Source organism: Bacillus sp. 0102A, assembly GCF_036765155.1.
Classification (GTDB): domain Bacteria; phylum Bacillota; class Bacilli; order Bacillales; family Bacillaceae; genus Bacillus; species Bacillus subtilis_G.
Genome location: NZ_JBAIZW010000002.1, coordinates 230775 through 253100, shown reverse-complemented (window position 1 = coordinate 253100; position 22326 = coordinate 230775). Strand labels below are relative to the sequence as shown.

The 22326-nt window shown below is 42.5% G+C and carries 19 protein-coding genes; 18 read left to right on the top strand and 1 reads right to left on the bottom strand.

Annotated features, from left to right (window positions below; genetic code table 11):
* The first annotated feature begins 46 nt into the window (after window positions 1-46).
* The 16 genes from V6D41_RS05675 to mutL all read left to right on the top strand — a co-directional run bounded on the left by V6D41_RS05675 (window position 47) and on the right by mutL (window position 19418).
* Window positions 47-838 carry a DUF3388 domain-containing protein gene (locus tag V6D41_RS05675; protein WP_087991654.1) on the top strand — a complete coding sequence of 264 codons (792 nt, stop codon included), beginning with the start codon at window positions 47-49 and terminating at the stop codon, window positions 836-838.
* 18 nt (window positions 839-856) lie between these two features.
* Window positions 857-1771 carry a cell shape determination protein RodZ gene (rodZ, locus tag V6D41_RS05670; protein ID WP_148961789.1) on the top strand — a complete coding sequence of 305 codons (915 nt, stop codon included), beginning with the start codon at window positions 857-859 and terminating at the stop codon, window positions 1769-1771.
* Window positions 1772-1820: 49 nt separating this feature from the next.
* Window positions 1821-2402, top strand: coding sequence for a CDP-diacylglycerol--glycerol-3-phosphate 3-phosphatidyltransferase (pgsA, locus tag V6D41_RS05665; RefSeq protein WP_087991656.1), 582 nt, complete (start codon window positions 1821-1823; stop codon window positions 2400-2402).
* Window positions 2403-2420: 18 nt separating this feature from the next.
* A complete protein-coding gene (locus V6D41_RS05660) occupies window positions 2421-3671 on the top strand; it encodes a competence/damage-inducible protein A (protein ID WP_333517566.1) in 1251 nt (416 codons plus the stop codon).
* Window positions 3672-3843: 172 nt separating this feature from the next.
* Window positions 3844-4887 (top strand): recombinase RecA, encoded by a 1044-nt coding sequence (recA, locus tag V6D41_RS05655; RefSeq protein WP_087991658.1) that lies wholly within the window; start codon window positions 3844-3846, stop codon window positions 4885-4887.
* Between the two features lie 168 nt (window positions 4888-5055).
* A complete protein-coding gene (locus V6D41_RS05650; RefSeq protein WP_333517565.1) occupies window positions 5056-6231 on the top strand; it encodes a serine hydrolase domain-containing protein in 1176 nt (391 codons plus the stop codon).
* 276 nt (window positions 6232-6507) lie between these two features.
* A complete protein-coding gene (gene rny, locus V6D41_RS05645) occupies window positions 6508-8070 on the top strand; it encodes a ribonuclease Y (RefSeq protein ID WP_003221010.1) in 1563 nt (520 codons plus the stop codon).
* Between the two features lie 73 nt (window positions 8071-8143).
* A complete protein-coding gene (gene ymdB / locus V6D41_RS05640) occupies window positions 8144-8938 on the top strand; it encodes a 2',3'-cyclic-nucleotide 2'-phosphodiesterase (protein WP_333517564.1) in 795 nt (264 codons plus the stop codon).
* Between the two features lie 199 nt (window positions 8939-9137).
* Entirely contained in the window at window positions 9138-9398 is a 261-nt protein-coding gene (gene spoVS / locus V6D41_RS05635; RefSeq protein WP_003154135.1) for a stage V sporulation protein SpoVS, read from the top strand.
* Between the two features lie 265 nt (window positions 9399-9663).
* Window positions 9664-10707: an L-threonine 3-dehydrogenase gene (tdh, locus tag V6D41_RS05630; protein ID WP_087991660.1), complete on the top strand. Its 1044-nt coding sequence runs from the start codon at window positions 9664-9666 to the stop codon at window positions 10705-10707.
* Between the two features lie 13 nt (window positions 10708-10720).
* The gene (locus tag V6D41_RS05625; RefSeq protein WP_333517563.1) at window positions 10721-11899 is read left to right on the top strand and encodes a glycine C-acetyltransferase; all 1179 of its coding nucleotides are present in this window, start codon (window positions 10721-10723) and stop codon (window positions 11897-11899) included.
* A 144-nt stretch (window positions 11900-12043) separates the two neighbouring features.
* Entirely contained in the window at window positions 12044-13573 is a 1530-nt protein-coding gene (gene miaB / locus V6D41_RS05620) for a tRNA (N6-isopentenyl adenosine(37)-C2)-methylthiotransferase MiaB (RefSeq protein ID WP_087991662.1), read from the top strand.
* 1 nt (window position 13574) lies between these two features.
* A complete protein-coding gene (gene ricA / locus V6D41_RS05615) occupies window positions 13575-14006 on the top strand; it encodes a regulatory iron-sulfur-containing complex subunit RicA (RefSeq protein WP_148961783.1) in 432 nt (143 codons plus the stop codon).
* 256 nt (window positions 14007-14262) lie between these two features.
* Window positions 14263-14808: an outer spore coat protein CotE gene (gene cotE / locus V6D41_RS05610; RefSeq protein WP_087991664.1), complete on the top strand. Its 546-nt coding sequence runs from the start codon at window positions 14263-14265 to the stop codon at window positions 14806-14808.
* Between the two features lie 131 nt (window positions 14809-14939).
* On the top strand, window positions 14940-17516 hold the full coding sequence (gene mutS, locus V6D41_RS05605; RefSeq protein ID WP_333517562.1) for a DNA mismatch repair protein MutS: 2577 nt from the start codon (window positions 14940-14942) through the stop codon (window positions 17514-17516).
* A 15-nt stretch (window positions 17517-17531) separates the two neighbouring features.
* Window positions 17532-19418: a DNA mismatch repair endonuclease MutL gene (gene mutL / locus V6D41_RS05600; protein ID WP_333517561.1), complete on the top strand. Its 1887-nt coding sequence runs from the start codon at window positions 17532-17534 to the stop codon at window positions 19416-19418.
* 54 nt (window positions 19419-19472) lie between these two features.
* Here the strand turns inward: mutL and V6D41_RS05595 are convergent, their stop codons facing one another.
* Entirely contained in the window at window positions 19473-20588 is a 1116-nt protein-coding gene (locus V6D41_RS05595) for a tyrosine-type recombinase/integrase (protein WP_333517560.1), read from the bottom strand.
* A gap of 308 nt (window positions 20589-20896) precedes the next feature.
* Between V6D41_RS05595 and V6D41_RS05590 the strand changes: the two genes are divergently transcribed.
* Window positions 20897-22078, top strand: coding sequence for an AimR family lysis-lysogeny pheromone receptor (locus V6D41_RS05590; protein WP_333517559.1), 1182 nt, complete (start codon window positions 20897-20899; stop codon window positions 22076-22078).
* Window positions 22017-22244, top strand: a complete 228-nt coding sequence (locus V6D41_RS05585; RefSeq protein ID WP_333517558.1) for a hypothetical protein — start codon at window positions 22017-22019, stop codon at window positions 22242-22244. Before V6D41_RS05590 ends, V6D41_RS05585 begins: the two co-directional genes overlap by 62 nt.
* Window positions 22245-22326: the final 82 nt, after the last annotated feature.

Sequence of the window (22326 nt, the reverse complement as noted above, 5' to 3'; positions counted from 1 at the left end):
TGATAAAGGAAGGTAAAATTTTGCCACAATGAAGGGGGTATATCATTTGGCAAAGCTCGAATGGTATTTTGAATATGAAATTCAAGTGAACCGCCCCGGACTGCTCGGGGATATTTCATCTCTTCTTGGGATGCTTTCTATTAACATCGTAACGATAAACGGCGTCGATCTTTCCAGAAGGGGAATGCTCCTCAGGTGCCGCCATATAGATCAAATTAAACGATTAGAATCAATCTTAAAAACGATGGAAACAATTAAAGTAACGAAGCTGAGAGAACCGAGGCTTCGCGACCGTCTTGCCGTACGTCACGGCCGTTACATTCAAAGGGATGCCGATGACAAGAAAACGTTCCGCTTTGAACGAGACGAGCTAGGCTTATTAGTCGATTTTATGGCCGAATTGTTCAAAAAAGAAGGCCATAAATTAATCGGAATCCGAGGGATGCCGCGTGTCGGAAAAACGGAATCAATCGTGGCCTCCAGCGTGTGTGCAAGCAAAAGGTGGCTGTTTGTGTCATCTACCTTGCTGAAGCAGACAATAAGAAGCCAGCTGATTGCCGATGAATACAGCACTGAAAATGTTTTTATCGTTGATGGAATTGTATCAACACGAAGAGGGTCAGAACGCCATCTCCAGCTGGTCAGAGAAATCATGAGGCTGCCTGCAACAAAAGTGGTGGAGCATCCTGACATATTCGTTCAAAACACAGAGTATACACTAGATGACTTTGATTATATTATTGAACTGAGAAATGGCCCCGATGAGGTTATTACATATGAACATGCTGAGGAACCCCAACTGTTTGATCAATCCGGGTTTTCAAGCTTTGATTTTTAAAATTGGAAGGTGTTTGTTGTGACTGAACTAGGAATCCGGCTGAAAGAGGCCAGAGAGGAAAAAGCAATGTCATTGGATGATCTCCAAGCGGCAACAAAGATTCAAAAAAGGTATTTAACCGCCTTGGAGGAAGGAAACTATGACATTATTCCGGGGAAGTTTTATGTTCGGGCATTCATCAAGCAATATGCCGAGGCCGTCGGGCTTGATGCCGATCAGCTGTTTGAGGAGCATAAAAAAGATATCCCGAATACGTATCATGACGATGTGTCTGAAAAGATCTCGGGCATGAAGCTTCAAAAGGAGATGCCAAAGTCGGCATCTAAGGCGCTGGAACTGCTGCCAACGATACTTGTGATTCTAGGTGTAATTGTTGTGATTGCGATTGTGTACGCGATCATACAATTTACGAATCATAAAAGCAGCGATAATAATCATTCAGCTTCGGAAAAATCAATTACGCAAAGTGAAAGCAAGTACGAAATCCCTAAAGATTCAACGCTAAAAGAGAATCAAAATAACAGCTCTGAAAAAGAGGCTGACACTAAAAAAGAAACAAAAGAAAATGAAGATAAAAAAGAAGAAAGTGACAGTGATAAACTGGAGATTAAAGCAACTGGCACTGAAGGATCGTTAACAACTTATGAAGTGTCCGGCGCTGATAAAATCGAGCTTGAACTGAAGGCATCAGACAGCTCTTGGATTCGAGTGCGCGATGAAAACAGCAGCTCTTTAAAAGAGGGAACGCTGAAAAAAGACGAAACCTATAAAAAAGACATAACCGATCAGAAACAAGTTGAAATCCGCACCGGATATGCACCTAATCTGAAAATAAAAATTAACGGTAAGGTTCTTTCCTATGAACTTGATCCGAAAGATGTGATGGCACAAACCATAAAGATTGTAAATAAAAAGGAAGAAAAGTCATCTTAATTACCAGGTGACTTTTCTTCACGTCCGAGTATGAAATTGGAGGGGCTTTATGTTTAACTTACCAAATAAAATCACACTAGCTAGAATCGCATTAATCCCAATCTTCATGGTGATCATGCTGGCGCCGTTTGACTGGGGCAGGCTCGAATTTGGAGACGAATCGATCCCAGTCGCACACTTGGCGGGCGCCATTCTATTTATTGTTGCAGCGACAACAGACTGGGTGGACGGGTATTATGCCCGAAAGCTGAATCTCGTGACTAACTTCGGGAAATTTCTTGATCCGCTTGCGGACAAACTGCTTGTATCCGCAGCGTTAATTATCCTTGTTCAATTTGATCTTGCTCCAGCTTGGATGGTCATTGTGATTATCAGCCGGGAGTTTGCCGTGACAGGTTTAAGGCTTGTCTTAGCCGGAACTGGAGAAGTCGTAGCAGCTAATATGCTTGGTAAAATTAAAACCTGGGCACAAATCATTGCGGTTTCCGCATTGCTTCTTCATAATCTTCCGTTTGAACTTGTGTCATTCCCGTTTGCTGACTTGGCGCTGTGGGTAGCCGTCTTCTTTACTGTCGTTTCAGGCTGGGAATATTTCTCCAAAAATTGGGAAGCGCTGAAAACATCTAATTAAGAAAGAAGGACTTACGTCATGGAATTTCCAAAAATAGCAGAAATTATTGCAGTCGGTTCTGAGCTGCTGCTTGGCCAAATCGCCAATACAAATGCTCAATTTATCAGCAAACAGCTCGCTGAAATCGGAGTGAACGTATTTTATCATACAGCAGTCGGAGATAATCCGGAGCGGCTGAAGCAGGTCATCCGTACTGCTGAAGAACGATCTGACTTCATTGTTTTTTCAGGAGGTCTCGGACCGACAAAAGATGATCTGACGAAAGAAACGATTGCACATGTGCTGGGCCGTCCGCTCGTATTAAATGATGAAGCGTTCCAATCCATTGAGGATTATTTCAAACGGACAAAACGAACGATGTCACCTAATAACCGAAAACAGGCGCTTGTGATCGAAGGATCTGACGTACTGGCGAATCATTTCGGAATGGCGCCGGGAATGCTCACAGAGCACGATTCGCGCTTTTATATGCTTCTTCCTGGGCCGCCAAGCGAATTACGTCCCATGTTTGAAAACGAGGCAAAGCCTCTTCTGCTGAAAAAGATGGGCTCAAATGAAAAAATTGTATCAACCGTTCTTCGCTTTTTCGGTATCGGCGAATCTCAGCTTGAAGCTGACTTGGAAGATATTATTGATGCGCAAACGAACCCGACAATCGCTCCTTTGGCGGCTGACGGAGAGGTAACGCTGCGTCTGACAGCCAAACATGCTGACGAAAAGGAAACGGAGCGTCTGTTAAAAGAAACAGAGGCTGTTATCTTAGAACGTGTCGGGGAATTTTTCTATGGCTACGATGATACTTCCCTTGTAAAAGAGCTTTCTAAAGCATGTAAGGAAAAAGGCATTACGATTGCCGCCGCAGAAAGCTTTACCGGCGGGCTGTTTTCTGAATGGCTGACGGATCTTAGCGGTGCTTCAACACTATTTACCGGCGGCGTTGTTTGCTATTCAAACGACGTGAAGCAGCATGTGCTTGGCGTCAAGAAGGACACTTTAGACCGTTTTGGGGCGGTCAGCAAGGAGTGCGCATCAGAGCTGGCAAAGGGTGTTCAAAAGCTCACTGGCAGCGATATCGGCATCAGCTTTACCGGTGTAGCAGGTCCTGATACGCAAGAAGGGCATGAGCCTGGACATGTGTTTATCGGCATTTCAGCAAATGGAAAAGAAGAGGTTCACGAGTTTCACTTTGCGGGTTCCAGAACGGGAATCAGAAAACGCGGCGCCAAATACGGCTGCCATTTAATCTTGAAGCTTTTAGAACAAAAATAATATTTTCAGCACATTATCCTCCTAAGAAAACATGATTTCTCTGATCCATTATGGTATTTTGATAGAAATCACGCCAAGAAAAAATCCGAATATGCGTTCGCTTTTTTCTTGGCAAATCCCTTCAAACAGGGTATAGTATATGTAGTGGTAACACAAAGGAGGAAAAAATAGAATGAGTGATCGTCAGGCAGCCTTAGATATGGCTCTTAAACAAATAGAAAAACAGTTCGGCAAAGGTTCCATTATGAAACTGGGAGAAAAGACAGATACAAGAATTTCTACTGTCCCAAGCGGCTCCCTCACTCTTGATACGGCACTAGGAATTGGCGGATATCCGCGCGGACGGATTATTGAAGTATACGGTCCTGAAAGCTCGGGTAAAACAACTGTGGCGCTTCATGCGATTGCTGAGGTTCAGCAGCAGGGCGGACAAGCCGCGTTTATCGATGCAGAGCATGCGTTAGACCCGGTATACGCGCAAAAGCTCGGTGTCAACATCGAAGAGCTTTTACTGTCTCAGCCTGACACAGGCGAGCAGGCGCTTGAAATTGCGGAAGCGTTGGTTCGAAGCGGTGCAGTTGACATCGTTGTTGTCGACTCTGTGGCGGCTCTCGTTCCGAAAGCGGAAATTGAAGGCGACATGGGAGATTCGCATGTTGGTTTACAAGCACGCTTAATGTCTCAAGCGCTTCGTAAGCTTTCAGGAGCCATTAACAAATCGAAGACAATCGCGATTTTCATTAACCAAATTCGTGAAAAAGTCGGTGTTATGTTCGGGAACCCGGAAACAACTCCCGGCGGCCGTGCGCTGAAATTCTACTCTTCCGTGCGTCTAGAAGTGCGCCGTGCTGAACAGCTGAAACAAGGCAACGACGTAATGGGGAACAAAACGAAAATCAAAGTCGTGAAAAACAAGGTGGCACCGCCGTTCCGTACAGCCGAAGTTGATATTATGTACGGAGAAGGCATTTCAAAAGAAGGCGAAATCATTGATCTTGGAACTGAACTTGATATCGTGCAAAAAAGCGGTTCATGGTACTCTTATGAAGAAGAGCGTCTTGGACAAGGCCGTGAAAATGCAAAACAATTCTTGAAAGAAAATAAAGATATCATGCTAATGATCCAGGAGCAAATTCGCGAACATTATGGCTTGGATAATCACGGAGCAGTGCAGCAAGCTGAAGAGGCACAAGAAGAATTAGAATTTAAAGAATAAAAATAAAATCAGTTTGAAATGATACAAAAGGCTGGGTGAAAAACTCAGCCTTTTTATTTTTGCAAAAAATGATAAAAATATTGCTTTTTTTGACAACTTTTTCAGTGCCTCATTCGTCTAACAAAACGTGTGCAAAATGGATTTATTTATTTTGGGAGGAAAAAATAAATGACAAGCCCAACCAGCAGAAGAACTGCGAAACGCAGACGGAAAAAACTAAATAAAAGAGGCAAACTTTTGCTTGGTTTTTTAGCGGCGATGATTTGCTTTTCGATTTGGAATGCGCTTCATCGAGATAGTGAAGAGAACGAGCCATCTCAAGAAACTGCAGCAGTTTCAGATACCGGTCAGAAAAAAGAGGCTAAAAAGAAAACCGCCAAAAAAACAGAGGAACAAATCAAAACAGTGGACCGCAATCAAAAAATCAGCAATTATTTAAATGAGATCGGTTTCAGCGGAACAGCCATGATTGTCAGAAATGGAGAAATCGTAACTCATAAAGGTTTTGGTTATGCAGACCGTAAACGTCACATTCACAATAATCCTTTGACATCTTTTTATGTCGGTTCGTCACAAAAAGCGCTGATTGCAACCGCTATTTTGCAGCTTGAGGAAAAGGGGAAACTTCAGACAAGTGATCCGGTAAGCACGTATTTACCTCAATTCCCTAACGGACAAACGATTACTTTGAAGAATCTGCTCACACATACATCGGGAATAAACGGACATATTGAGGGTAACGGGGCAATCACTCCGGACGATTTAATAAAAGACATAGAACGTCAGGGAATCAAACGTCAGCCGGGCGTATGGGACTATCAGGATTCCAACTATTCTGTTCTCGCTTATATTGTTGCTGAAGCAAGCGGTGAGTCCTATGAACAATACATAACGAATCATATTTTTAAACCGGCGGGGATGACGCATGCGGGCTTTTACAAAACATATCATAAAGAACCTTATCCGGCTGTCGGTTATAAGCTGAAGGCCAGAAGGTCAATTACACCATATATGCCCGATTTATCCCAGCTGTATGGAGCCGGTGATATCTATATGAGCGCTGTAGATATGTACAAATTTGACCGAGCGTTGATAGACGGAAAACTGTATTCGCAAAAAAGCTATGAAAAGATGTTTACGCCGGGGAGCAGCTCCACATACGGTATGGGATTTTATATTGCTCCCGGGAGCTATTCAAACCATGGTGTCATGCCGGGCTTCAACATCTTGAACAGTTTTAGCAAATCTGGGCAAACCATTGTTATTTTGTTGTCGAACATTCAAAATAACGCTAAACTGGGCCAAGTGAACAATAAAATATACCAGCTTCTGAATCAAGAGTGATTCATGATCTTTTTTTGGGAAGGATTGCACGCAGCACCAAAAAGGCAACTGGTCTGCAAACGTTAAGATGGCAAGCTTGACAAGTATTTCCGACACATTTACAATGAAGTTGTAACATTTGTTTTTTTAACATGATTGTTAAACCATTTAAACTTGACAAGGGCGATGAAAATACTCATTCCCTGTGAAGGTTCTGTATGTTGAGAAAACTAGACAATGTACATGCCGACACTTATTTAAGCAACAACCAAGTTCATAGCAAGAGGAGGTGAAAGTATGACCCCAATTATGATGGTTCTCATCTCCATTTTGCTGATTCTACTCGGTTTAGTTGTTGGCTACTTTGTTCGTAAAACCATTGCCGAAGCGAAAATTGCGGGCGCACGCGGTGCAGCCGAGCAAATTCTTGAAGATGCAAAGCGTGATGCTGAAGCACTGAAAAAAGAAGCTCTGCTTGAAGCAAAGGATGAAATCCACAAACTTCGAATAGATGCTGAACAGGAAGTTCGTGAAAGACGAAATGAGCTTCAAAAACAAGAAAACCGTTTACTCCAAAAGGAGGAAAACCTTGATCGCAAACATGAGGGAATTGATAAACGGGAAGCGATGTTGGAGAAGAAAGATCATTCTCTGAATGAACGACAACAACATATTGAAGAGATGGAAAGCAAAGTGGATGAGATGATTCGTATGCAGCAGTCAGAGTTGGAACGAATTTCGAGTCTGACTCGTGATGAGGCAAAACAAATCATTCTTGAACGGGTTGAAAACGAGCTTTCACATGACATCGCCATCATGACAAAAGAAACTGAAAACCGCGCGAAAGAAGAGGCGGATAAGAAAGCGAAAAACATTCTTTCACTCGCCTTACAGCGCTGCGCAGCGGACCACGTTGCTGAAACAACGGTATCAGTTGTTAATCTTCCAAATGATGAGATGAAAGGACGTATCATCGGACGGGAAGGGCGTAACATTCGTACGCTTGAAACGCTGACAGGAATTGACCTGATTATTGATGATACACCTGAAGCTGTCATTCTTTCCGGATTTGATCCGATCAGACGTGAGACAGCAAGGATTGCTCTTGATAAACTCGTTCAGGATGGCCGTATTCATCCGGCACGGATTGAAGAAATGGTAGAAAAATCTCGCCGCGAGGTCGATGACTATATTCGTGAGATGGGTGAGCAAACGACATTTGAGGTTGGCGTTCATGGCCTCCACCCAGATCTCATCAAGATTCTCGGCCGCTTAAAGTTCCGTACAAGCTATGGTCAAAATGTGCTTAAGCATTCCATGGAAGTCGCATTCTTGGCCGGTCTAATGGCATCGGAGCTTGGAGAAGACGCAAAGCTTGCTAAACGTGCAGGCCTACTTCACGACATCGGAAAAGCAATTGACCATGAAGTAGAAGGAAGCCACGTTGAAATCGGAGTTGAGCTTGCGACTAAATATAAAGAGCACCCAGTCGTGATTAACAGTATTGCATCACACCACGGGGATGAAGAACCGACTTCCATTATCGCTGTGCTGGTAGCGGCAGCAGATGCGCTTTCCGCTGCAAGACCTGGCGCAAGAAGTGAGACGCTCGAGAATTATATTCGAAGACTTGAAAAGCTCGAAGAAATTTCTGAGTCCTACGAAGGTGTTGAAAAATCATTTGCCATTCAGGCTGGACGCGAAGTGCGTATTATGGTGAAGCCGGATTCAATTAATGATCTTGAAGCTCATCGACTGGCGCGAGATATCCGTAAGCGAATTGAGGACGAGCTCGATTATCCAGGTCATATTAAAGTGACAGTAATCAGAGAAACCCGAGCCGTTGAGTATGCAAAATAAAGTGATGCGCTAAGCATCACTTTATTTTTTTGACGGCCAAAGAATTTTGAAGAATAGGAAGGATTTTTACAAAATGAGAATTTTATTTATTGGAGATGTTGTCGGTTCACCGGGCCGTGACATGGTCAAAGAATATGTACCAAAGCTAAAATCAAAATTTAAGCCTCACTTTACTATTATTAATGGTGAAAATGCCGCACATGGAAAAGGCCTGACGGAAAAAAATTATCACAGCTTAATCCAGGCTGGCGCCGATGCAATCACAATGGGGAACCACACATGGGACAAAAAAGAAATTTTCGATTTTATAGATGACGTTCCGAATTTGGTTCGCCCTGCAAACTTTCCAGAAGGAACACCGGGAAAAGGGATCACATATGTGAAAGCAAACGGCAAAGAGCTTGCCGTCATTAATTTACAAGGACGCACGTTTTTACCGCCGCTTGATGATCCGTTTTTAAAAGCGGATGAGTTGATTGCCGAAGCTGCGAAAAGAACACCGTACATTTTTATCGACTTCCATGCCGAAGCGACAAGTGAAAAGCTCGCACTTGGCTGGTATACAGACGGCCGGGCATCAGCTGTCGTCGGAACTCATACACATGTGCAAACAGCGGATAACCGCATTTTTCCAAAGGGTACGGCATATATTACTGATGTAGGGATGACTGGCCCATATGACGGTATACTGGGGATGGACAGAGAGACGATTATTAAGCGATTCAAAACGAACCTTCCAGTCCGCTTTACTGTCGCTGAAGGAAAAACAACACTGAGCGGAGTTGTCATTGACATCGACGACCAAACGAAAAAGGCTGTCAAAATTGACCGGATCTTGATCAATGATGATCACATGTTCTTTGAATAATTGAACATATGGTTATTTTATAAAAATATTAAAAAGAAAAGCAGGAATATAGCAACTCCTTAGTGAATATAGTAAAAATGGAAGGTAGCCCGCTATTTTTGAAAAGCATTGTGGGGATGGCTTTTTGGATAGCAACATCTAATAATGATTGTTCTAATGAACACTCACTTATCCATTGTAAAACTAAGGGGGAGCAGAAATGGAAATCTTAAAAGTTTCAGCAAAATCGAGTCCAAATTCAGTGGCAGGTGCGCTTGCGGGTGTGTTAAGAGAGCGAGGAGCCGCTGAGATTCAAGCGATTGGAGCGGGTGCATTAAACCAGGCTGTAAAAGCTGTCGCGATTGCCAGGGGATTTGTGGCGCCTAGCGGCGTTGATTTGATTTGTATTCCGGCTTTTACCGATATTCAGATCGACGGGGAAGAAAGAACGGCAATTAAATTAATCGTGGAGCCTCGCTAAAAACAAATAAAGCATTCTCAACCTGTTTGCATGATGCAAACAGGTTGTTTTTCATTTATTGTGATGTTTTCTTCCAATAGTATTTTCGTCATATAAATGAGTGATATACAAAAGTCAGCAATGACCTAGAACGTTTCAGAAAAAAATTTTGCCTATTTTTCAAGACGGATACTTTTGTCTTTCTCGAGAAGACAGTGCTGTTTACGCTTATTCCATATCATGGTACAATCCAAATGTAACAAGAATTTTTCAAGGAGGATTGTACATGCAGAGTGGAAAGATGAAAGCTCTAATGAAAAAGGACGGGATGTTCGGTGCTGTGCTGACTGAAGTTCCCATTCCTGAGATCGATAAACATGAAGTCCTCATAAAAGTGAAAGCTGCTTCAATATGCGGCACGGATGTGCACATTTATAATTGGGATCAATGGGCACGTCAGAGAATCAAAACACCCTATGTTTTCGGCCATGAGTTCAGCGGTATTGTTGAAGCTGTAGGAGAGAATGCCGGCAGTATAAAAGTGGGGGAGTATGTGTCTGCGGAAACGCACATTGTCTGCGGAGAATGTGTCCCTTGCGTAACCGGAAAATCTCATGTTTGTACCAATACTGCTATTATCGGGGTGGACACGGCAGGCTGTTTTGCGGAATATGTAAAAGTTCCTGCTGATAACGTTTGGAAAAACCCCGCCGATATGGATCCGGCGATTGCTTCCATTCAAGAGCCTTTAGGAAATGCGGTTCATACAGTGCTTGAGAGCCAGCCAGCAGGAGGAACAACTGCAGTCATTGGATGTGGACCGATTGGCCTTATGGCTGTTGCGGTTGCAAAAGCAGCAGGTGCTTCTCAAGTAATAGCGATTGATAAAAATGAGTATCGGTTGACGCTTGCCAAACAAATGGGAGCTGCATGTACTGTTTCTATTGAAAAAGAAGACCCGCTCAAAATTGTAAGCGCTTTAACGAGTGGGGAAGGAGCGGATCTCGTTTGTGAGATGTCCGGCCATCCCGCAGCTATAGCGCAGGGTCTGGCGATGGCCGCAAATGGGGGAAGATTTCATATTCTCAGCTTGCCGGAACACCCAGTGACAATTGATTTGACGAATAAAGTGGTATTTAAAGGACTAACAATCCAAGGAATCACCGGAAGAAAAATGTTTTCGACTTGGCGGCAGGTGTCTCAATTGCTCAAATCAAATGTACTCGATCTTTCACCTGTTATTACCCATCAGTTTCCGTTAGAGGAGTTTGAGAAAGGATTCGAACTGATGAGAAGCGGCCAGTGCGGAAAAGTGATCTTAATTCCATAAAAGGGGGATAAACATGACGAAGGAATTTGAGTTTTTAAAAGCAGAGCTTGATAGAATGAAAGAAAATCATACGTGGCAAGAGATAAAACAGCTTGAATCAATGCAGGGCCCTTCTGTCACAGTAAATCATAAAAATGTTATTCAGCTTTCTTCTAATAATTACCTCGGATTTACTTCACACCCAAGACTCATCAAAGCCGCACAGGAGGCCGTCCAGCAATTTGGAGCCGGCACCGGATCAGTGAGAACGATTGCCGGTACATTTACAATGCATCAAGAGCTCGAGAAAAAGCTGGCAGCCTTTAAAAAAACGGAGGCGGCACTTGTATTCCAATCAGGCTTCACAACAAACCAAGGCGTACTTTCAAGTATTCTTTCAAAAGATGATATTGTTATCTCAGATGAATTAAACCATGCCTCTATTATTGACGGTATCAGACTGACAAAGGCGGATAAAAAGGTGTATCAGCACGTTGATATGAGTGACTTAGAGAGGGTGCTGAGAAAGTCAATGAATTATCGGATGCGTCTGATTGTGACTGACGGCGTATTTTCTATGGACGGCAATATAGCACCTTTGCCTGATATTGTAGAGCTAGCTGAGAAATATGACGCATTTGTGATGGTGGATGACGCCCATGCATCCGGAGTGCTTGGCGAAAACGGCAGGGGAACGGTGAATCACTTCGGTCTGGACGGCAGAGTCCATATTCAAGTCGGAACGCTAAGCAAGGCAATCGGAGTGCTCGGCGGCTACGCTGCCGGTTCAAAGGTGCTGATCGATTATTTGCGCCATAAAGGCCGTCCGTTTTTATTCAGCACGTCCCATCCGCCCGCTGTCACCGCAGCTTGTATGGAAGCGATTGATGTCTTGCTGGAAGAGCCGGAGCATATGGAGCGCTTATGGGAGAATACGGCCTATTTTAAATCTATGCTTGTAAAGATGGGTCTGACTCTCACACAGAGTGAAACGCCGATTCTGCCTATTTTAATAGGTGATGAAGGTGTGGCAAAGCAATTTTCTGATCAGCTCCTTTCTCACGGCGTTTTTGCCCAAAGCATCGTTTTCCCGACTGTTGCAAAGGGGAAAGCCAGAATCCGCACAATGATTACCGCTGAGCACACCAAAGAAGAACTGGATCAGGCGCTTGACGTCATCGAAAAGACGGCTAAGGAGCTCCGGCTATTGTAAGAGGAAGAGTATACTCTTCCTCTTTTGATTCCTTATTGATTATTATTCTCAATAAGTGTACAATGATAGGTTGCCAGTTGTGCAGAGCTTCAATAACCTTTATACTGAAGGGTGGAAGTTTGGTTTGAAAGGAGAAATCATGACATGAATGAAAAACAAAAATTAGAGAGCGGACAAGTTCATCCATCGGACAAAAAATCCGAGAAGGATTACAGCAAGTACTTTGAAGCTGTTTATATTCCGCCTTCCTTAAAAGATGCGAAAAAACGAGGCAAGGAAGCCGTTACCTATCATAATGACTTTAAAATTTCTGAACAATTTAAAGGATTAGGAGACGGAAGAAAGTTTTATATCCGTACGTACGGCTGCCAAATGAATGAACATGATACAGAGGTTATGGCAGGGATCTTTATGGCGCTCGGTTACGAAGCGACAAACTCTGTTGACGATGCCAATGTCATTTTGTTAAACACATGCGCCATCCGTGAAAATGCCGAGAACAAGGTGTTTGGTGAACTGGGGCACTTAAAAGCGCTGAAAAAAAACAATCCTGACCTTATTTTAGGCGTCTGCGGCTGTATGTCCCAAGAGGAATCAGTCGTGAACCGGATTTTAAAAAAACATCCGTTTGTCGATATGATTTTCGGAACGCATAACATCCATCGCCTGCCGGAGCTTTTGTCAGAAGCATACCTTTCAAAAGAAATGGTCGTAGAAGTTTGGTCCAAGGAAGGGGACGTTATTGAAAACCTTCCGAAAGTCCGGAACGGAAAAATTAAGGGCTGGGTCAATATCATGTACGGCTGTGACAAATTCTGTACGTATTGCATTGTGCCTTACACACGCGGAAAAGAAAGAAGCCGCCGCCCTGAAGAGATTGTTCAGGAAGTGAGAAGGCTCGCAAGCGAAGGCTACAAAGAAATTACATTATTAGGCCAAAACGTAAACGCGTACGGAAAAGACTTTGAAGATATCACGTATGGCCTCGGTGATTTGATGGACGAATTGAGAAAAATCGATATCCCGAGAATCCGTTTTACAACGAGTCATCCGCGTGACTTTGACGACCGCCTCATTGACGTGTTGGCAAAAGGCGGCAACCTGCTCGACCACATTCATCTTCCGGTTCAATCAGGAAGCTCAGAGGTTCTGAAGCTGATGGCCCGAAAATATGACAGAGAGCGATACATGGAGCTTGTTAGAAAAATCAAAGAGGCAATGCCAAATGCTTCTTTAACAACGGACATTATCGTCGGATTCCCGAACGAAACGGACGAACAGTTTGAAGAAACGCTTTCTCTATACCGCGAAGTGGAATTTGACAGCGCCTATACGTTTATTTACTCTCCGCGTGAGGGCACTCCGGCTGCTAAAATGAAAGACAATGTACCGATGCGCGTGAAAAAAGAACGTCTGCAGCGCCTGAACGCACTGGTGAATGAAATTTCTGCTAAAAAAATGAAGGAATATGAAGGCAAGGTTGTCGAAGTATTAGTTGAGGGTGAAAGCAAAAATAACCCTGATATTCTTGCCGGCTACACTGAAAAAAGCAAGCTTGTCAATTTCAAAGGGCCGAAGGAAGCCATCGGCAAAATTGTCCGCGTGAAAATCCAGCAAGCGAAAACATGGTCGCTTGACGGAGAAATGGTAGGAGAAGCAATCGAGGTGAAATAAGATGACGCTCTACTCAAAAAAAGACATCGTGCAACAGGCACGAAACCTTGCAAAAATGATCTCTGAAACTGAAGAGGTTGATTTTTTCAAACGTGCTGAAGCGCAAATCAATGAGAATGACAAAGTGTCTGCAATCGTTAATCAGATTAAAGCCCTGCAAAAGCAGGCTGTCAATCTGAAGCATTATGAAAAGCATGAAGCGCTCAAACAAGCAGAAGCAAAAATTGACGCGCTGCAAGAAGAGCTTGAACAGATCCCTGTCATCCAGGAATTCAGGGACTCGCAGACGGAGGTAAATGACCTTCTGCAGCTCGTTGCACACACCATTTCCAACCAAGTCACAAATGAAATCATCACGTCAACCGGAGGCAACCTGCTGAAAGGGGAAACCGGTTCGAAGGTGAAACATTCAAATAACAGCTGTTCTTTCTAAACACGGTGCCTTTACAGGCCCGTGTTTTTTATATTCAAGCGAAAAAATGAACTAAATAATTTATGTACCAAATGTTCAATTTGTTTTTCTGTGCTCAGCCGCGATGAACTTTATCGCACTTAAAAGTAAAGTTTCTAGGCACGCCTGCATACAATGGAACAGAAACTTTGTATTTTTATATTTTATTTATAAAAATGCACACTAGACAAATGCCCAGCATAAGATAACACGAAGAAGAACAAGGAGGCATGCCGGAATGTCTGAATACAGGGAAATTATTACGAAGGCGGTAGTAGCGAAAGGCAGAAAATTCACCCAATGCACCAATACCATCTCCCCTGAGAAAAAACCGAGCAGCATTTTGGGCGGTTGGATCATTAACCACAAGTATGACGCTGAAAAAATCGGAAAAACAGTAGAAATTGAAGGGTATTATGATATAAACGTATGGTACTCTTACGCGGACAACACAAAAACAGAGGTTGTCACAGAACGGGTAAAATACGTAGATGTCATTAAACTCAGATACAGAGACAACAATTACTTAGATGATGAGCATGAAGTGATTGCCAAAGTCCTTCAGCAGCCAAATTGCCTTGAAGTGACCATTTCACCGAATGGAAATAAAATTGTTGTGCAGGCAGAAAGGGAATTCTTAGCGGAAGTGGTAGGGGAAACAAAGGTTGTTATTGAGGTTAATCCTGACTGGGAAGAAGATGACGAAGAAGATTGGGAAGATGAGCTTGATGAAGAGCTGGAAGACATCAATCCTGAATTTTTAGTGGGAGATCCTGAAGAATAAAAAAGAGACTAGGGGAGACGGTACCCCAAGTCTCTTTTTTATATTGATATATCATTCTTTTATCACTTTTTGTTTATGTTATAATGAAGGCTGGAAAATAGAAACGTTGATACATAGTGAGGGATTAAACGATGGCCGGTTATACGCCTATGATACAGCAATATTTAAAAATAAAGGCAGAGCATCAGGATGCCTTTTTATTTTTTCGCCTTGGTGATTTTTATGAAATGTTTTTTGAGGACGCCAAAAAAGCGTCACAAGAGTTGGAAATTACATTAACGAGCAGAGACGGCGGTGCGGCTGAAAAAATACCGATGTGCGGTGTGCCATATCATTCCGCTTCTGCGTATATCGAGCAGCTGATTAAAAAAGGGTACAAAGTGGCTATCTGTGAACAGACGGAAGACCCGAAAGCCGCAAAGGGTGTTGTAAGACGAGAAGTGGTACAGCTGATTACGCCCGGAACTGTAATGGACGGCAAAGGCATCCATGAATCAGAAAACAACTTTATCGCATCTGTTTCCGACTGCTCGAACGGATACGGGCTGGCACTGTCTGATTTAACAACGGGAGAAAATTTGACTGTCTTGATTGAGCGGATCGAAGATGTCATATCAGAAATTTATTCAGTCGGCGCACGGGAAATCGTCGTTTCAGGAAGCATGGATGCCGATACAGTCGCACAGCTGAAAGAGCGGTGCGGTGCAACGATCTCAATTGAAGATGGAGAAACAGACGAACACGTAACGATCATTGAGCACTTAAATAATGAAGATGTTACAAAAACATTTTTGCGTTTATACACGTATCTGAAAAGAACCCAAAAGCGCAGCCTCGATCATCTTCAGTCCGTACAGGTGTATGAGTTAGAGGAAGCAATGAAAATTGATTTGTATTCAAAGCGCAATCTGGAGCTGACTGAAACGATCCGTTCAAAAAATAAAAAAGGCTCTCTTTTGTGGCTGCTGGATGAAACAAAAACTGCAATGGGAGGCAGGCTGCTGAAACAGTGGATTGACCGGCCGCTTATCAGAGTCAATCAAATTGAAGAGCGCCAGGAAATGGTGGAAACATTGATGTCCCATTTCTTCGAACGGGAAGACCTGCGTGAACGTTTAAAAGAAGTATATGACTTAGAGCGCCTTGCAGGCCGCGTCGCCTTCGGAAATGTCAATGCCCGGGATTTAATTCAACTGAAGGAATCGTTAAAGCAAGTGCCTGGCATCAAACAGCTGGTTGCTTCACTGGCTCATGACAAAGCCAAGAAACGCGCGGAGCGGATTGATCCTTGCGGGGATGTACTTGAATTGCTGGAAGAAGCGCTGTACGCGAATCCTCCTTTATCGTTAAAAGAAGGGAACCTGATTAAAGACGGATACAATCAAAAGCTTGATGAATACCGTGATGCAAGCAGAAACGGGAAAGACTGGATTGCCCGTCTGGAACAGCAGGAGCGGGAATACACGGGCATTCGCTCTTTAAAGGTCGGCTTCAATAAAGTTTTTGGTTATTATATTGAAGTGACAAAAGCGAATTTGCACTTGCTTGAGGAAGGGCGCTATGAGCGGAAGCAGACGTTAACGAATGCAGAACGCTACATTACACCTGAATTAAAAGAAAGAGAAGCGCTCATTTTAGAAGCGGAAAATAACATCTGCGAGCTGGAGTACGAGCTGTTCACCGAGCTGCGTGAAAAAGTGAAACTTTATATTCCGCGGCTGCAGCAGCTTGCCAAGCAGATGAGCGAGCTTGACGCACTGCAATGCTTTGCAACAATAAGTGAAAATCGTCACTATACGAAACCGGAATTCTCTGAAGATGAAGTCGAAGTGGTAGAAGGCAGACACCCGGTTGTGGAAAAAGTCATGGACAGCCAGGAATATGTCCCGAACAATTGTATGATGGGCGATAACAGACAAATGCTTCTCATTACCGGTCCAAACATGTCAGGGAAGAGCACGTATATGAGACAAATCGCGCTCATCTCCATCATGGCGCAAATCGGCTGCTTTGTCCCCGCGAAGAAAGCGGTGCTTCCGATTTTTGATCAGATTTTCACGCGAATCGGCGCTGCAGATGATTTGATTTCCGGACAAAGTACATTTATGGTGGAAATGCTAGAAGCTAAAAATGCGATTGTCAATGCAACGGAAAACAGCCTCATACTGTTTGATGAAATCGGGCGGGGAACGTCCACTTATGACGGGATGGCGCTGGCACAAGCGATTATCGAATATGTTCACGATCATATCGGCGCCAAGACGCTATTCAGTACGCACTATCACGAGCTGACCGTTCTTGAGGACAAACTGCCGCAGCTGAAAAACGTTCATGTTCGCGCTGAAGAATATAACGGAACGGTTGTCTTTCTTCATCAAATAAAAGAAGGAGCAGCCGACAAAAGCTACGGTATCCATGTAGCCCAGCTTGCCGAGCTGCCGGAAGATCTCATTGCGCGCGCTCAAGATATATTAAAGGATCTTGAGCATTCAGGGAACAAACCGGAAGTGCCTGTGCAGAAATCTGTGGTGAAAGAAGAGCCGGCACAGTTGTCCTTTTTTGACGAAGCGGAAAAGCCGGCTGAAGCACCGAAGCTTTCAAAAAAAGAAAAGCAAGTGCTCGATGCCTTCAAATCACTTAATATACTGGATATGACACCTCTTGAAGCGATGAATGAAATGTACAAGTTGCAAAAGAAATTACATTAAAACGGGGTGATGAATGTGGCTAAAGTCATCCAGCTGTCAGATGAGCTTTCAAATAAAATAGCGGCGGGCGAGGTTGTGGAGAGGCCCGCCTCAGTCGTCAAAGAATTGGTGGAAAATGCGATCGACGCTGACAGCACAGTCATTGAAATCGATATTGAGGAAGCAGGTCTTGCATCCATTCGGGTATTGGATAACGGCGAAGGAATGGAAAATGAAGATTGCAAGCGTGCTTTCAGCCGCCACGCAACGAGCAAAATAAAAGATGAAAATGATTTATTCAGGGTTAGAACGCTTGGTTTTAGGGGAGAAGCACTGCCGAGTATCGCGTCAGTCTCTCATCTGGAGATGACGACAAGCACCGGTGAAGGAGCAGGGACGAAGCTCGTACTTCAAGGAGGAAACATGATTTCCGAATCGCGTTCCTCAAGCAGGAAGGGAACTGAAATTGTCGTATCCAATCTGTTTTTTAACACACCGGCCCGCTTGAAATATATGAAAACTGTTCATACAGAGCTTGGGAACATTACAGATGTGGTCAACCGTATAGCGCTTGCACACCCAGAGGTATCTATCCGCCTGCGCCATCATGGGAAAAACCTGCTTCAAACGAACGGAAACGGAGATGTGCGCCATGTCCTGGCAGCGATTTACGGTACGGCTGTCGCCAAAAAAATGCTTCCGCTGCACGTGAGCTCATTGGATTTTGAAGTCAAGGGATATATCGCCCTCCCAGAGATTACACGGGCATCGAGAAACTATATGTCGTCTGTCATCAATGGCCGTTATATTAAAAATTTCCCGCTCGTCAAAGCGGTGCATGAAGGATATCATACGCTTCTGCCAATCGGGCGTCATCCAATTACCTTTATAGAAATTACGATGGACCCGATTTTAGTCGATGTCAACGTGCATCCATCGAAGCTTGAAGTCCGTCTCAGCAAGGAAACAGAGCTTCATGACTTAATTCGTGACGGAATTAAAGACGTATTTAAACAGCAGCAGCTGATTCCTAGTGCCCAGCTCCCGAAAAAATCGACACCTGTTATCAAAAATGAGCAGCAGTTCATCACATTTGATGAAAAGCCTGCGGAAAGAAAAGTTCCGGAAAAAGCGCCTGCGCCGTCTTATTCACCAATGAAGCTCAGCTCAGTCGTGAAAGACCCGGTTGATGCGGAGGAAGAATTGCCTTCTGTTCAATTTGATGCTCCTCCTATCGTTAAACAGGAACAAAGCATTGAGGCGCCTAATGTTTCAGAAGGGCAGCCTGAAGCATTTGAGCACGAACATCATCATGAAGAGCAGCCGCAGCCAGCGTCTGAGCGGGTTCCGATTATGTACCCGATCGGTCAGATGCATGGGACTTATATATTGGCACAAAACGAGAACGGCCTGTATATTATCGATCAGCACGCCGCCCAAGAGCGTATTAAGTACGAATATTTCCGTGAAAAGGTAGGGGAGGTTGAGCCTGAGGTGCAGGATATGATCGTGCCGTTGACGTTCCACTATGCCACGAACGAGGCGCTGATTATTGAACAGCACAAACAAGAGCTTGAAAGCGTCGGTGTCTTTTTAGAGTCATTCGGCTCAAACAGTTACATTGTCCGCTGTCACCCGGCCTGGTTTCCAAAAGGTGAAGAAGCCGAGCTGATAGAAGAAATCATTCAGCAGGTGCTTGATTCCAAACAGATTGATATTAAAAAACTGCGCGAGGAAGCGGCGATTATGATGAGCTGCAAGGGCTCCATCAAAGCAAACCGCCACCTCAGAAATGACGAAATCAAAGTGCTTCTGGACGACCTCCGAAGCACATCAGACCCTTTTACATGCCCGCACGGCCGCCCGATCATCATTCACCATTCCACTTATGAGATGGAAAAGATGTTCAAACGCGTGATGTAGCGGGTTTTGGCGAAGGGGAATATACCCTTTGCCCATATTTTGCCCATACATTTTTCAAGCATTGAGATATTCTTCGAATTGATCAATGCTTTTTTTATTGTGTTTTTTGGTGATATGAATATAAACATCAGCAGTCATATTGACTGTAGTATGGCCTAGTCGTTCACTTACATATTTAAGATCTGCACCACTTTCTAACAACATGATTGCATGCGTATGTCTTAGACCATGCGGAGTAATATGGTGTAAATCGGTTTTTTCTAGAACTGCGTCTATCACTTTATTAATTGCGTAAGGACCAAAATCTTTCCCCTTTGGAGTTGTAATAAAGAAAGGGGAGTCTTTATATTTTTCGCCGTACATTTCCTTGTTTTTTTCTTGCCAGTCTTTATATTTTGTTAATTCGTTAACTAGAGTGTTATCAATAGCAATTGTTCTGACGCTTGCCTTAGTTTTAGGTGGTTTAATACCGTACTCATTTTTTGATTTTGTGACAGTAATTGTTTTCTTTTCTAAATTTACATCGGACCAATATAAAGCAATGAGTTCTCCTTTTCTTAGCCCTGTTCTGAGAAGAGTAAGTGCAATTATATAGTGGTGGTATTTCAGTGTCCTGGCTGCATTTATAAATACAGTTACTTGATTCTTATCAAGGTAGTTATTTTTCAATTTTCGAAAGTCGGAGTCCGATTTTATAGAGACATTCTGAAATTTATTATGGCTCACTAGCTCGTGTTCAACTGCTTTATTAATGGCAGAACAAAAAAATGAATGAATGGTTTGCACAGTTGTCCGTGCATACTTTTCGCAGAGCTCATTTATAAATTTTTGATATTCAACTCTATTAAGTTCTTGCAATTTGAAATTTCCCAGCCGAGGTATTATGTGCGTTTGTAAATAAAGTTCCCTATTTATGCGTGTTCGCTTTTCGCATTGTAGTCCATATACCTCCATCCATTCTTGTAGCCAGTCTTTAACAAGTTTTTCTCTGTTTTGGATCAGACTATGTTTACCAAAGTACAAATTTTTCTCTATTTCTGCTGCAGCGATTTGAGCTTCCCTTTTTGTTCGAAAACCTTTCTTCGTTTTTTCTTTTCGTTTTTTTGTAATCGGGTCATCATAAGTAATTCTGTATTCCCAGTTATCTCCACGCTTTCTATAACTAGCCATGTCCCATTCCCTCCAAATTTATCTAACATATAAACTCTAATACTATTATGTAATGTAACATAATGTTTTTGTAGGAAAAAATCAACAAAGTATCATGCTAGGGCAATAAATAAAACATTTAAGAATCCCAATAGTTAGAACCAAAGTACATACAAAATATATCTATTTAGTAAGAATTATGATATAATAAAGAAGATTGGAAATATTATATTTATTTGGATTTTTTGTTCTTACTTTGATTCTTTCGTCATTAATCGACAATCTTTTTTTGTTCAGTATGTTAAATTAATTTTGAAATGGTGATTATGATGAGTGAAAGTATAGTGGATGTTAGAAATCATTTAAAGCGCATAATAGAGTCTTCAGATGAAAAACAGAAAGAGATTGCCGATAAAATTGGAATTAGTCCTGCTCACTTAAGCAAGTTTTTGAATGGGCAAGAAATATCACTTTGGATGGTGTTGGAGATAGTACGTTATCTTGATAAGGATAACGAGGTCGAAATCATGCGGCAATGCTGCCTTGAGGCGACTAAAAAAAATATAAAAACTGCTTTTGAATATGCTCATTCTAAAAGTTTAGACTCAGTCACTTGTATGTTGCTAAACAAAACCTTGGACGGAAATAACAGAGAGTTAAAGGAATGGGCAATCGTATATCAATGGCAACTATGGTCAAAATACAATCGTGTTTATAGCGAGGTTGATTACCTCGAAATGTTGAAAAAGCTGAAACCCAATTCTCATGACTTAAAAACACTTTTGCAAATTCTAGAGATGCTTTGTTTTTATTACAGTGAGAAGTATGATTTATCTCTACACTACATAAAAAAAATTCACAATATGCTCCCAGAAATGAAAGATCCATTTATTAAAAAAGCATTTTTAAGCCGTACAGACGAAGCTCTAGCAAATATGTACTTGAAGTTTGAAAACAATATAGATAAATCCAGGGTATCTGCTGATAAGCTCATCGAAAGAAATTTTAGCGTGAATTCAGTGACGAATGGTTATTTTATATTGGGATTATCATATTTGTTTGAATCTTACGAGAAAACATCAAGCTTTTTTAAAAAAGGGATTCAATTAAACAACACGAAAGAAAGATATTTTGTAGCTAATGACCTAAGAGAACAGTTAGCAATTACAAACCTTTTCTGGAATAAACCAGTACCGAAAGAATATATAGTGACTGACTTTATTAAAGCGGTTGTCAATAAAGCTAACCTAAAATATTTTTATGATGACAAATACTATTCAGCTTTAGCTTTTTATTTTGATGGAAGAAGGGAAGGAAGTCAGGAAAAGCTGCTGTTATCGTTACATGTTTTTTGTGAAAAGAAGGATTACTTTAGAGCAAATCTACCAAAAATGGAGTTGCTAAAACTAGGAGTTGATTATAATATATTAAAAAGGGAGGTGAAAATTGGTGAAAAAGACAATTATAGGAGTTTTGATTACTTTAGCAATAGCTCTAGCATTTGTTTTTAGTGCAAATAGTGCGGATGCTCCGGGTTCGAAAAGCAACATAGTTGTTCCAACAGGAACTAATCAACTGGCTGATCCTCCAGTTGGCATGAGCTTTAAATTAACGAAAGAAACACCAACACAAATACCAACACCACAACCAAAAGAAGAAAAAGCTATATTTTATTAAAAAGACGCTGCCAATTACATAGGCAACGTCTTTCGTGTTTTTAAAGAGGATTTCCTATTTTGACAAAATGAGAAAATAGGAA